This is a genomic window from Pseudoduganella sp. R-31, assembly GCF_049913235.1.
Classification (GTDB): Bacteria; Pseudomonadota; Gammaproteobacteria; order Burkholderiales; family Burkholderiaceae_D; genus Rugamonas.
In genome coordinates this window covers 5,351,685-5,364,294 of sequence record NZ_CP183986.1, presented here as the reverse complement: position 1 = coordinate 5,364,294, position 12,610 = coordinate 5,351,685, and the positions used below count along the sequence as shown (strand labels likewise).

At 61.9% G+C, this 12,610-nt stretch carries 9 protein-coding genes; 7 read left to right on the top strand and 2 right to left on the bottom strand.

The features are described from left to right. Positions 1-6: 6 nt before the first annotated feature. Positions 7-2,385, bottom strand: coding sequence for a TonB-dependent receptor plug domain-containing protein (locus tag ACN9MY_RS24370; RefSeq protein WP_426163569.1), 2,379 nt, complete (start codon positions 2,383-2,385; stop codon positions 7-9). Positions 2,386-2,581: 196 nt separating this feature from the next. Here ACN9MY_RS24370 and ACN9MY_RS24365 point away from each other — a divergent pair, with 196 nt between their 5' ends. From ACN9MY_RS24365 to ACN9MY_RS24350, 4 genes are read left to right on the top strand one after another with little or no spacing between them, the layout of a single operon-like run. Continuing rightward, entirely contained in the window at positions 2,582-5,734 is a 3,153-nt protein-coding gene (locus ACN9MY_RS24365; protein WP_426336259.1) for an error-prone DNA polymerase, read from the top strand. A gap of 45 nt (positions 5,735-5,779) precedes the next feature. After that, positions 5,780-6,649, top strand: a complete 870-nt coding sequence (locus tag ACN9MY_RS24360) for a hypothetical protein (protein ID WP_426336258.1) — start codon at positions 5,780-5,782, stop codon at positions 6,647-6,649. Continuing rightward, positions 6,639-7,520, top strand: a complete 882-nt coding sequence (locus ACN9MY_RS24355) for a hypothetical protein (RefSeq protein WP_426163562.1) — start codon at positions 6,639-6,641, stop codon at positions 7,518-7,520. The genes ACN9MY_RS24360 and ACN9MY_RS24355 overlap by 11 nt, the downstream gene beginning before the upstream one ends. Next, positions 7,504-7,971, top strand: a complete 468-nt coding sequence (locus ACN9MY_RS24350) for a GNAT family N-acetyltransferase (protein WP_426163560.1) — start codon at positions 7,504-7,506, stop codon at positions 7,969-7,971. Before ACN9MY_RS24355 ends, ACN9MY_RS24350 begins: the two co-directional genes overlap by 17 nt. Here the strand turns inward: ACN9MY_RS24350 and ACN9MY_RS24345 are convergent. Further along, a complete protein-coding gene (locus ACN9MY_RS24345; protein ID WP_426163558.1) occupies positions 7,968-8,402 on the bottom strand; it encodes a PRC-barrel domain-containing protein in 435 nt (144 codons plus the stop codon). The genes ACN9MY_RS24350 and ACN9MY_RS24345 overlap by 4 nt on opposite strands. 136 nt (positions 8,403-8,538) lie before the next feature. On the opposite strand from ACN9MY_RS24345, the gene ACN9MY_RS24340 reads away from it, so the two are divergent. The 3 genes from ACN9MY_RS24340 (at position 8,539) to eno (ending at position 12,580) form a co-directional block, all read left to right on the top strand. Beyond that, positions 8,539-10,224: a CTP synthase gene (locus ACN9MY_RS24340; protein WP_426318905.1), complete on the top strand. Its 1,686-nt coding sequence runs from the start codon at positions 8,539-8,541 to the stop codon at positions 10,222-10,224. After that, entirely contained in the window at positions 10,221-11,075 is an 855-nt protein-coding gene (kdsA, locus tag ACN9MY_RS24335; protein WP_426163554.1) for a 3-deoxy-8-phosphooctulonate synthase, read from the top strand. The genes ACN9MY_RS24340 and kdsA overlap by 4 nt, the downstream gene beginning before the upstream one ends. Before the next feature lie 221 nt (positions 11,076-11,296). Further along, positions 11,297-12,580, top strand: coding sequence for a phosphopyruvate hydratase (eno, locus tag ACN9MY_RS24330; RefSeq protein ID WP_426163552.1), 1,284 nt, complete (start codon positions 11,297-11,299; stop codon positions 12,578-12,580). Positions 12,581-12,610 lie beyond the last annotated feature (30 nt).

The window sequence follows — 12,610 nt, the reverse complement described above, 5'->3', positions numbered from 1 at the left end:
TGACGCTTAGAACTTCACGTGCAGACGTGCGAAATACGCGACACCGTTCAGGCCGAACTGCACGCTCTCGTACTTGAAGCCGTTGTCGGTTTCGTTCGGATCTTGCGGCGTCGGGTGCACGTCGAAGATGTTGGCGGCGCCGAAACTGAGCTTGGCATTCTTGCTGAAGGCGTAGGTGAAGCCCAGGTCGGCCGAAGTCTTCGCTTCGTATTTCTGGTTCGGCACGCCGGCTGCGGTGCCGCTCCAGGTACCCAGGGTCTGCGGGCCGAAGTGGATGATCTTGAAGTTGGTCTCCAGCGCGCCGGTCACGTAGTCGAAGCCCAGGGTGGCCTTGCGGCGCGGGCCGCCCTGTTCCAGGAACAGGCGTTCGCGTTCGGACAGCAGCACGTCTTCAAAGCCTTGCAGCGCGGCCGGGGCATGGATGTCGGTCACTTCGGTCTTGCTGAAGTTGGCGGCCAGGAAGGTGGTCAGCTTGTTGCCGAACACAGTGCTCTTGTGCGATGCGGTCAGGTCCAGGCCCTGGGTCTTGGTGTCGACCGAGTTGACGAAGAATTGCGCGGCGCCCACGCCCATGGTCGCCAGCCTGTCCGCCAGGGCAGGGTAGTTCTCCTGGTTGAACTGGCCGGACAGCACGATGCGGTCCTTGATCTTGATGTGGTACAGGTCGGCGGTGACCGACAGGTCCGAGTTCGGCGTCCAGGTGGCGCCCAGGGTGAAGCTGCGCGATTTCTCTTCCTTCAGGGGATCGAGGCCGGCCACCTTGCCTACCGGACCCACGGCCGGCGTGATCGAGATATCGGTTGGCACGCCGCCCACGAAGTCGGTGTAGGTCGAAGAGAAGTAAGCCTGTTGCAGCGATGGTGCGCGGAAACCGGTCGATGCCGATGCACGCAGCAGCACAGGATCGGCGACACGGTAGCTGCCGGCGATCTTGCCGGTGACGGTGGAGCCGAAGTCGCTGTACTTCTCCCAGCGCAGGGCGCCTTGCAGGCGGGCTTTCTGGGTCAGGTCCGCTTCCAGGTCGATGTAGGCCGCGTTGCTATGGCGCTTGGCGTCGGTCGCGTCGCCAGGACGAAAGCCCGGGAAGCCCTGACTGCCGGCATTGCCGCCGATGCCCACGCCGTCGGCATCGATGTAGGAACCAGGTTCGCCGGCAAAGATCTTGTATTTCTCGGCGCGGTATTCGGCGCCGAACGCCACGTTCAGGCCTTCGCCAACCAGGCCTTCGAAGTAGCGATTCATGTCGAAATTGGTGGTCGACTGCTGGAAGGAGAAGCCGCCGGCATTGAAGGAGCTTGGGCTGATGCCCTGGCCGCCGTTCAGCAGGTCCAGGTTGGCGATGGAGGCGTTCAGCGTGTTGCTGATGTTGTACTTCAGGCGGTTGTAGCCGTAGGTTTGCGACAGGTCGGCATTCCAGTCGCCGACCTTCTGCTTGTAGCCGAAGATGGCGTAGCGGTCGTCCAGGTCGCCGTTGATGAACGGGACGAAGCCGTTCGGGTACATGGCGGCGGAGTTGCGGGTCGGGATGTCGTCGGTGCCGTTGCGCGCCCAGGCGCCGCTGGAAGCGTCGCGCTGCTGTACGCCGCCGGTGAAGTAGACGCGGCCAGGGCCGGCCGGGATTTCGCCGTTGACGTAGACGGTCTTGTTCTTGGACTTGGAATCGCCGATGGTACGCGGGTTGCCGTCCTCGGCGCGGTTGGAGCGGCCGCGGTCCAGGTATTCGCCGGTGATGCCGACGGTGCCGCCTGCCACGGCGAAGCCGCAGTAGGCCGATGCCAGCCAGTTCTTGCCGTCGCCGGCGCCGTACTGGCCGTAGCCGACCGCCGATTCGCAGCCCACGTTCTTTTTCAGTCCGATGTCCATCACGCCGGCAATCGCGTCGGAGCCGTATTGGGCAGCGGCGCCGTCGCGCAGCACTTGCACGTCCTTGATCGCCATCACGGGGATGGCGTTCATGTCGGTACCGGTGGCGCCGCGGTTGCGCGCGCCGAAGATGTTGACCAGGGAGGAGGTGTGGCGGCGCTTGCCGTTCACCAGCACCAGGGTCTGGTCCGAGCTCAGGCCGCGCAGCGCTGCGGAGTCCACCAGGTCGGCGCCGTCCGCGCCGGTCTGGCGGGTCGAATTGAACGATGGGGAAATGAAGGTCAGGGTCTGTGCCAGGTCGAACTGCGCGCCTTGCTCGGAAGCCTTGGTCAGGGAGATGACATCGACCGGCGCCACGGTATCGGTCAGGGAACTGGTCGCGCGGCGCGAACCGACCACATTGACCACGGTCATGTCGCCGGAATCGGCCTGGGTTTGTGCCGCCACAGGCAGGGCAGACAGGGCACTCGCACCATACAGGGCGGTCAGAACGGCTTTACGCAGAATCGAAGGACTTGACAATTTTTTGCTCCTGGGAAAAATTGCCTTTGATTCTAGCTGAACTTCATTTGTACAGCGTTCACAAATGACAAGTTTACGTTGCAACTACGCCACGGCTGCGGATCCTACGTAGTCCATAGCGCCGCCGGGAGGGACGGTGAGGGAAACGGCGGCGAGGCGGGTGGCACGGATGGCTGGAGTCAGTGTAGAATACTGTATGGATATACAGTCATCACGCGCCGGGCTGCCCGCCTATGCGGAGCTGTTTTGCCTGACAAATTTTTCATTCTTGCATGGTGCCTCCCATGCTGAAGAGCTGGTGGAGCGCGCGGTAAAACTCGGCTATGGCGCGCTGGCCATCACGGACGAATGTTCGCTGGCCGGCGTGGTACGCGCGCATGGCGAGGCCAAGCAGGCCGGCCTGAAGCTGCTGATTGGCGCCCATTTCCACCTGACGCATGCCGATGGCAGTCGCGCGCTCTCCCTGCTGGCGCTGGCCACCAACCGCAATGGCTACGGCAATCTCTCGGAAATGATCACCCTTGGCCGCATGCGTGCCGACAAGGGGAGCTACGAACTGCATCCGGACGATTTCGCCAATCCGCCGCCGGAGCGCGAACATTTGCGCGGCCTGCCGGATTGCCTGCTGCTCCTGCTGCCGGAATACCCGGCCGAGGTGGAGCGCCTGCACCAGCAGGCTTCCTGGATGGCGGCCACTTTTGGCGAGCGCACCTGGCTCGCCACGACCATGTTGGGCCGCGCCTTCGACGAGGCGCACGGCGCGGCGATCGAGGAAGTCTCGCTGCAGCATGCCTTGCCGGTGGTCGCGGCCGGGCACGTGTGCATGCATGTGCGCTCGCGCAAGCCGTTGCACGACACCTTGACGGCGGTGCGGCTCGGCAAGCCGGTCAGCGAGTGCGGTTATGAGCTGGGGCAGAACGCCGAGCAGCATCTGCGCTCGCGGCTGCGGCTGGCCAACGTCTATCCGGCGGAGGCGCTGGAGGAGACCATGCGCATTGCCGATATGTGCAAGTTCTCGCTGGAAGAGCTGCGCTACGAATATCCGAACGAGCTGATTCCGCCTGGCCATACGCCATCCAGCTTCCTGCGCCAGGAAACCTATATCGGCGCCCACCGCCGCTATCCGGCCGGCGTGCCGGCCAATGTGCAAAACCAGATCGAGGAAGAGCTGGCGCTGGCTGCGCAACTGAAGTACGAGTACTTTTTCCTCACGGTGTACGACATTGTGCGCTATGCGCGCTCACAGGAAATCCTGTGCCAGGGACGGGGCTCGGCTGCCAATTCGGCCGTCTGCTACTGCCTGGGAATTACCGAAGTCGACCCTGCGCTGGGCAACAGCGTGGTGGGGCGCTTCATGTCGATCGAGCGCGACGAGCCGCCCGACATCGACGTCGACTTCGAGCACCAGCGGCGGGAAGAGGTCATTCAGTACATCTACCGCAAATACGGCCGTCACCGCACTGCGCTGGCCGCGACAGTCATTTGCTATCGCACCAAGAGCGCGCTGCGCGACAGCGGCAAGGCGCTCGGCGTCGACCTGGAAATTGTCGAGAAGGTCGCCAAGTCGCACCGTTGGTTTGACCGCAAGCACGAGCTGATGGAGCGCTTTGCCGAATGCGGGCTGGATCCGGAATCGCCGGTGGCGCACCAATGGGCCCACCTGGCGCTGCAATTCCTCAGCTTCCCGCGTCACCTGTCGCAGCACGTCGGCGGCTTCGTCATCTCGCAGGACAAGCTGTCACGGCTGGTGCCGATCGAGAACGCGGCCATGGAAGAGCGTAGCGTGATCCAGTGGGACAAGGACGACCTGGAAGAACTGGGCCTGCTGAAAGTGGACGTGCTGGCACTGGGCATGCTGTCCGCGTTGCGCCGCGCCTTTGACCTGGTCAGTGCGCGCCGAGGTGAAATTTTCACCATGCAGGATGTGCCGCGCGAAGACCGCGCGACCTACGAGATGATCTGCCAGGCCGACACCATTGGCGTGTTCCAGATCGAATCGCGGGCGCAGATGAGCATGCTGCCGCGCCTGAAACCGCAAGTGTTCTACGACCTGGTGATTGAAGTAGCCATCGTGCGACCCGGCCCGATCCAGGGCGGCATGGTGCACCCTTATCTGCAGCGGCGCATGGGCAAGGCAAAGGTTGATTACCCGCCGGGACTGGAGAAAGCGCTTGGCCGCACGCTGGGCGTTCCGATCTTCCAGGAGCAGGTGATGCAGGTGGTGATCGATGCCGCCGGTTTCACGCCAGGCGAAGCGGATCAGTTACGGCGCTCGATGGCCGCGTGGAAGCGCAAGGGCGGCCTGGAAAAATACCAGACGCGCATCGTGTCAGGCATGGTGGATCGTGGCTATGACGAAGCCTTTGCCCTGCAGATCTGCCAGCAGATTCAAGGCTTCGGCGAATACGGCTTCCCCGAATCGCACGCAGCCAGCTTTGCATGGCTGACGTATGTGAGCTCGTGGATCAAGTGCCACGAACCGGCCGCCTTCCTGTGTGCGCTGCTGAACAGCCAGCCGATGGGCTTTTATTCGCCTTCGCAACTGGTGCAGGATGCAAAGCGCCATGGCATTGAGGTGCGGCCGGTCGACATCACTTGCAGCGGGTGGGAATCTTCGCTGGAAGAGCAGGCAGGGGAGGCGCAGCCAGCGGTGCGGCTCGGCATGGCACTGCTGCGCGGCATGCGCGTCGAAGCCGCGCTGCGTATCGAAGAAACGCGCGCGATCAAGCCTTTTGCCAGCGTGACTGAACTGGCGCGGCGCGCCGACCTCAATCGCCACGACCTGCAAGTACTGGCCGGCGGCAATGCCTTGCGCTCGCTGGCCGGCAATCGCCGCCAGGCGCTGTGGGATGCGGCGGGCGCTGTGCCGGACAAGGATTTGCTGCGCCCGACCGAAGTGGAGGAGGAAACTCCGCAACTGGTGCCGCCAACCGAAGGCGAAGAAATCCTTGGCGACTACCGTTCGCAAGGCTTGACGCTGGGCCGCCATCCGCTGGCGCTGCTGCGCCCGGCGCTGCTGGCCAAGCGCTTCCTGCCGGCCGAGGTGCTGAACACCTTCAGCAACAACCAGCTGGCGCGCGGTGCCGGCATCGTCACTGGCCGCCAGCGGCCCGGTACTGCCAAGGGCGTGCTGTTCGTCACCATCGAGGACGAAACCGGCTATGTCAACGTGATCGTCTGGCCCGATATGGTGGAAAAATACCGGCGCGAAGTGCTGGGCTCTTCGCTGCTTGGCGTATATGGCGTGTGGCAGCAGGAAGGCATCGTGCGCCACCTGGTTGCGCGGCGCCTGGTCGACTTGTCCCACCTGCTAGGCCGCCTTCCAACCGCCAGCCGCGACTTCCAGTGAGTTTTGATGACAATGTGCGTGGGCGGATGGTGATAAAATTTTTGCATGAATGGAAAATTGATATCACTTCTTGCTGTATGCCTGCTGGCAGCTTGCCAGCGAATTCCGGAAACCAAACCGGCTGCCCCGAAAGACCTGGCAGCGGCCGCTCCCAACGAAGAACAGGATCTTGAGAAAGCCTTGTCGCGTGCTGTGTTCGGCGATGCCGCGCTTGTCAACGGCCGCGAGATACTGGGCTTTAAAGACCTGGGGGGCGGCAAGGCGGCTTTGGTCATCAGCGAAATTCCTCCCGACAGTCCTGAACCGGGCATGCGCGATATGGCGCTGCAGGCGACCATCAGCGCCTACTTGCTGGACAAGCTCGATGGTAAATGGAGTGTCACCCGGCGCCACGAATCGCTCGCCGACATGGGCAGCAATGGTTTTGCCGGAGAACTGACTTGGGTGACGCTGGGGCCCGGCAAGCCTGGTTTTGCAATCGTCGGCCAAAGCGGCAATCGCGGCCAGTCCGTGAGTTCGCTGGCGCTGTTCGACTTGACAGCGAAAGACATGCGCACCCTGGCCAGCAAGCAAATCCTCGTCCACTCGGACAATGACGGCGACTGCGAAGGCGAACGCCCGCATTGCTGGAATATCAGCGGAGAATGGCGCCTGGTGCAGAAGCAGGGGCAGGCCTTTGCGGATCTGGAAATTGCCTTCACAGGCGTAGACGAACTACGTTCGGAAGAGGCCAGGCAAAAGGCCGACGCGCAGGCAAACGCTGCCGGAGCCGAGCCGTCTTATGAAGAATACATCGCCGCCCTCGGGGCGCGCGACCAGCGCAAGGTCAAATCAACTGCGCGCTATTCCCTGAGCGAGAAGGGCATGCTCCTCGCCAGCGGCGAAAATCCTGCGGAAGCATCTGATGTTGAATAAGCTGGCATTGTTCTGCGCAGCGCTGATTCTCGCTGCCTGCGCCAAAAAAGAGGCGCTCCAGGCGGCGCCCGAACCCGCGCCTGCACAGGCCTCTCAAGTGGTGGCGGAGGAGAAAAAGCCGGTCGACCCGAAAGTCCTGCGTATGATGGAATTGCTGCGCGTCGTATACGGCGGTCGGAACGAGCAAGTGGCTTATATGGAAGTCGATATGCCCGATCCTGAGCAGCGCAACGAAACGGGCAAGTACCTGCTGCAACCGGTCGCCATGCAGGAATTGCCGGAGGGGCGGGTAGTTGTCGTGGCAAATGCGGAATTGCTGGGCGATGATGGCGAGGTGATGACTGGTCACAGCTCGCCCGGTCTGCTCAGCGCCTACGTGTTGCGCAAAGATGGCGACAAGTGGCAGGTCGACGCGCGGCATGAAAACATTGCGGCGCTTGGTTCAAGCGGGCGCTTTGACGAAGTCCAGTGGGTAACCCTGGGCGTGGGGAAACCCGGATTTATCGTGATGCACGGCGGGGTATGGATGGGCAACGAGATCGGCTCCCTGTCCATTTTCGACTTGAGCGACGGCTCCATGCACGACCTCACCGATAATGGCGTATCAATGTTCTCCAACAATGACGGCGACTGCGGAGAGGACCGGACGCATTGCTGGTCGGTCGTCGGAAAATGGCAGTTCGAAAAGCGCGAAGGCTCGGCTTATGACGACCTGGTCGTGCGCTTTAGCGGACACGAGGAGGATAAGCCGGAAAACGCACCGGAAACTGCGGTGCGCAAGCGCAAGGACGTCACCGGAATGGCGCGCTACAAATTCGGTGACGGCCGCTACGTGCTGGTGGAAGGAGAGAACATTGTCCCGGGAGTTTGAGATTCGGCCAGCATTGGCCGATGATGCATCGGCGATCAGTGTGCTGATCCTGTCGCTGCAGCCCTACCTGACCATTGAAGCCGATGGCAGCGGGGCGGAAGAATTCCTGGTATCGCTGTCGCCGGATATCATCCGCCGCAACCTGCAAGACGAGAACTACCGCTACCAGTTGGCTTTCGACGGTGACGTGCTGGCCGGCGTGGTCGCTGTGCGCGATAACTCGCACCTGTTCAGCCTTTATGTAGGGGCGCCGTGGCACGGGCGGGGCGTGGGCAAGCGCCTGTGGGAGCTAGCGCGCGACGGTGCGCTGGCGCGCGGCAACCCTGGCAACTTCACCGTCAATTCCTCGACCTTTGCCGAAGCCATGTACCGCCACCTGGGCTTCACGGCTACCGGCCCGGTGGCGGAAATGCATGGCATCAGGTTTGTCCCGATGCGGCTGGAGCTTTAGCGGGAGCTCTGGTCCAGATGACTCGGGCCGCTGGTCGTGCTGCTGGTGCCGTAGAAGTTGTGCAGCTCAGTCGCCCAGGTCTGGTTGGCCATGTCCGGCCAATGGTTCTTATCGAAGCCGGGCGCCTGTTCGATGCGCTCCTTCTCGATATTCAGCGTCATGCGGTGGTTGGAGGTGTCGAGCGACAGCGCTTCGAACGGCACCGCAAACAGCTTTTCCCCGATGCCCAGCACGCCGCCGGACGCCATCACCACATAGGCGATATGCCCGGTTTGCATGTCGAGCATGATCTCCTTGACCGTGCCCAGGTGTTCATTCTGCAGGTTATGGACATGGTCGCCGATCAGGGTGTCCGCGCCCATCAGGCGGGGACCCGGACCCTGGTGGCCAGTGTCGACATAATTGCCATATTCGTCGCGATCCAGACTCATGGTGGCCTCCTGTTGAAATAAAGATATTGTTGCTTCCCGGTGGGGCCAGGGTCTGTTCGGTGCCGCACGCATTCGGGGTCAAAATAGGCTATAATTTCAATTTCCCGCTGCGCGCCTCCCCGGCGCCGATCTCGCAATGACCAAATTTGTCTTCGTCACTGGTGGCGTTGTGTCGTCCCTTGGTAAAGGGATTGCCGCCGCCTCCCTCGCCGCGATCCTCGAATCGCGTGGCCTCAAAGTCACCATGCTCAAGCTGGACCCGTACATCAACGTGGACCCAGGCACCATGAGCCCAATGCAGCACGGTGAAGTATTCGTTACCGATGATGGTGCTGAGACTGACCTGGACCTCGGTCACTACGAGCGTTTCATCTCGACTCGCATGCGCAAGGTGAACAACTTCACCACCGGCCAGATCTACGAATCGGTGATCCGCAAGGAACGCCGCGGCGAGTACCTGGGCAAGACCGTGCAGGTGATCCCGCACATCACCAATGAAATTCAGGATTACATCCGCCGTGGCGCGGAAGGCTACGATGTCGCCCTGTGCGAAATCGGCGGCACCGTCGGCGATATCGAATCGCTGCCATTCCTGGAAGCCGCCCGCCAGCTGTCGCTGCGCGCCGGCCGCAAGAATTCCGCTTTCGTTCACCTGACCCTGGTGCCGTACATCGCATCGGCAGGCGAACTGAAAACCAAGCCTACCCAGCACTCGGTACAGAAGCTGCGCGAAATCGGTATCTCTCCGAACGCGCTGCTGTGCCGCGCCGACCGCAAGATTCCGGAAGACGAAGTGGCGAAGATCTCGCTGTTCTCGAACATCGAAGAACGCGCCGTGATCTCGGTATGGGACGTGGACACCATCTACAAAGTGCCGCAGATGCTGCACGACCAGGGCCTGGATGCGATCATCTGCGAGGCGCTGGACCTGAACCCGGCGCCGGCCGACCTGTCCATGTGGGCAAAGCTGATCCACAACCTGGAAAATCCGAAGGCGGAAGTGTCGATCGGCATGGTGGGCAAGTACGTCGAACTGACCGAATCCTACAAGTCGCTGACCGAAGCGCTGCGCCACGCCGGCCTGCACACCGAGTCTCGCGTGAACATCGAGTACATCGACTCGGAAGAGATCGAGACCAAGGGCGTCGCCGAGCTGGCCAAGTTCGACGCGATCCTGGTGCCGGGCGGCTTCGGCAAGCGCGGCGTGGAAGGCAAGATCAAGGCGGCGCAGTTCGCCCGTGAATCCAAAGTGCCTTACCTGGGCATCTGCCTGGGCATGCAGGTAGCGCTGATCGAATACGCGCGCCATATGGCCGGCTTCACCAAAGCCAACTCCACCGAGTTCGAGCCGGACACCGAGCAGCCGCTGGTGGCCCTGATCGACGAATGGCAGAACGAAGACGGCAAGATCGAAAAGCGCGACGCCAATTCCGACCTGGGCGGCACCATGCGCCTGGGCGCGCAGACCTGCGAAGTGAAGCCGGGCACCCTGGCCTCCGAGATCTACGGCAGCGTGGTGACCGAGCGTCACCGTCACCGCTACGAAGCGAACAACCATTACCTGGCCCGTGTTGAAGAAGCCGGCCTGGTGGTGGCAGCGCGCACCCCGAACGAGAACCTGTGCGAGATCATGGAACTGCCGCGCACTGGTGCCAACGCCCACCCATGGTATATGGGCGTGCAGTACCACCCTGAATTCAAATCGACCCCGCGTGACGGCCACCCGCTGTTCACCTCCTTCATCAAGGCAGCCCTGGCGCATAAAGCCGCCGCAGGCAAGCCGGCCCTGAAGGCAGTCGAAACCAAGGAGAACGTCGCATGAAGCTGTGTGGATTCGATGTAGGCCTGGACAAACCATTCTTCCTGATCGCCGGCACCTGCGTGATCGAGTCGCGCCAGATGGCGTTCGACACCGCCGGCGCGCTGAAGGAAATGACTGCTGAACTGGGCATCCCGTTCATCTACAAGTCGTCCTTCGACAAGGCCAACCGCACCTCCGGTACCTCGTACCGCGGTCCGGGCATGGAAAAGGGGCTGGAAATCCTGGGCGACGTGAAGCGCGAGCTGGAAGTGCCGGTGTTGACCGACGTGCACACCGTGGAAGAAATCGCCGCCGTGTCGTCCGTGGTCGACGTGATCCAGACCCCGGCCTTCCTGTGCCGCCAGACCGACTTCATCACCGCCTGCGCCGAATCCGGCCTGCCGGTGAACATCAAGAAGGGCCAGTTCCTGTCGCCGCACGAAATGAAGAACGTGATCGACAAGGCACGCGCCGCCGCCAAGGCCAAGGGTCTGAATGAAGACAACTTCATGGCATGCGAGCGTGGCGCTTCCTTCGGCTACAACAACCTGGTGTCGGACATGCGTTCGCTGGCCATCATGCGCGAAACCGGCGCACCGGTGGTGTTCGACGCCACCCACTCGGTGCAGCTGCCGGGCGGCCAGGGCGGCTCGTCGGGCGGCATGCGCGACATGGTGCCTGTGCTGTCGCGCGCTGCCGTGGCAGTGGGCGTGGCCGGCCTGTTCATGGAAACCCACCCGGTTCCTGCACAAGCGCTGTCGGACGGCCCAAATGCCGTGCCGCTCGGCCGCATGAAAGAACTGCTGTCCGTTCTGATCGAACTGGATCGCGTCACCAAGAAGGCTGGCTTCCTCGAATCCAACTTCAACTAAGATTTGCCCGGAAAGGCCGCAACTTGTTGCGGCTTTTTTTTCGAAACCGGTAGACCGGTGTCTGACCCGCAGGGTCAGACACCATCAAATCCGCAGTCAGCGGCTACGACATGCAGGTGTCAGACCCCGTGGGTCTGACACCGGTTTACCGGTTCTAGTCCCGTCTGTTATTCTTGCAACAATTTTGCCCCCGATATTCGCTTTAACTTTGGAGAAAACACATGAGTGCAATCGTTGACATCATCGGCCGCGAAGTAATTGATTCGCGCGGCAATCCGACCGTGGAATGCGACGTCCTGCTGGAATCCGGCGTCATGGGCCGTGCCGCAGTGCCGTCCGGCGCATCCACCGGTTCGCGCGAAGCAATCGAATTGCGCGACGGCGATGCCAAGCGCTACTTCGGCAAGGGCGTGCTGAAAGCCTGCGAAAACATCAATACCGAGATCTCGGAAGCCATCATGGGCCTGGACGCCAATGAGCAGGCTTTCCTGGACCGCACCCTGATCGAACTGGACGGCACCGAGAACAAGTCCCGCCTGGGCGCAAACGCCATGCTGGCAGTGTCGATGGCTGTCGCCAAGGCCGCAGCCGAAGAAGCCGGCCTGCCGCTGTACCGCTACTTCGGCGGCTCGGGCGCAATGCAGATGCCAGTGCCGATGATGAACGTGATCAACGGCGGCGCGCACGCCGACAACAACCTGGACATCCAGGAATTCATGATCATCCCGGTGGGCGCTCCATCCTTCAAGGAAGCCGTGCGTTACGGCGCCGAAGTGTTCCACACCCTGAAGAAGATCCTCCATAAGAACGGCATGAACACCGCCGTAGGCGACGAAGGCGGCTTCGCTCCTTCGCTGGCTTCGCACGAAGAAGCGATCAAGCTGATCATGCAAGCGATCGAAGAAGCCGGCTACGAAGCAGGGACCCAGATCGCCATCGGCCTGGATTGCGCTGCGTCCGAGTTCTACAAGGACGGCAAGTACCACCTGGAAGGCGAAGGCATGGTGCTGTCGGCTGAAGAGTTCACCAACCTGCTGGCCACCTGGTGCGACAAGTACCCGATCATCTCGATCGAAGACGCGATGCACGAAGGCGACTGGGCCGGCTGGGCACACCTGACCCAGGCCCTGGGCAAGAAAGTGCAGCTGGTAGGCGACGACCTGTTCGTCACCAACACCAAGATCCTGAAAGAAGGCATCCAGAAGGACATCGCCAACTCGATCCTGATCAAGATCAACCAGATCGGCACCCTGACTGAAACCTTCGCCGCCATTGAAATGGCCAAGCGCGCCGGCTACACCGCCGTGATCTCGCACCGTTCCGGCGAAACCGAAGATTCGACCATCGCCGATATCGCTGTCGGCACCAACGCGCTGCAGATCAAGACTGGCTCCATGTCCCGTTCGGACCGCATGGCCAAGTACAACCAGCTGCTGCGCATTGAAGAAGACCTGGGCGATATCGCTTCCTACCCAGGCCGCGATGCGTTCTATAATCTGAAGTAATTGCAATCCCACCGGCCGGGACTCCCCGGC